The sequence below is a fragment of the Halomonas marinisediminis genome (assembly GCF_004347715.1).
Taxonomy (GTDB): domain Bacteria; phylum Pseudomonadota; class Gammaproteobacteria; order Pseudomonadales; family Halomonadaceae; genus Halomonas; species Halomonas icarae.
Map to the genome: position 1 here is coordinate 1 of NZ_SLTR01000169.1, position 321 is coordinate 321.

The 321-nt window shown below is 47.0% G+C and carries 1 protein-coding gene; it reads left to right on the forward strand.

Annotated features, from left to right (window positions below):
• Positions 1 to 286 (forward strand): hypothetical protein (locus tag E0702_RS20415; RefSeq protein WP_205741980.1); only part of this gene is annotated, 286 nt, incomplete at its 5' end.
• Positions 287 to 321: the final 35 nt, after the last annotated feature.

Here is a 321-nt window from a genome sequence, read left to right on the forward strand (position 1 = left end):
CAAGGCGGCAATTATAATCAAGGTTGGCAAGACAACTCCAACCAGGGGTAGAGGGATAACTCCAACCAAGGATGGAGGGAAAATTATAACAGAGGAGGCAAAGACAACCAGGGAAATCAGATGTAGAACAACAATCACAATCAGTAGAACCGGTATCAGTAGAACCCTCCCTACCAACAGCAGAACCAAAACCAGCCTTACCGAGCACCTTACCATAGGCAGTCCCAAACACCTCAGAACAACCAACAGCAGACCCCTCAAATCACTTATCCCCTTCCTCTTCTAATGATAAGATGCTTCGCTCTCTTGCGCAAGGACAAC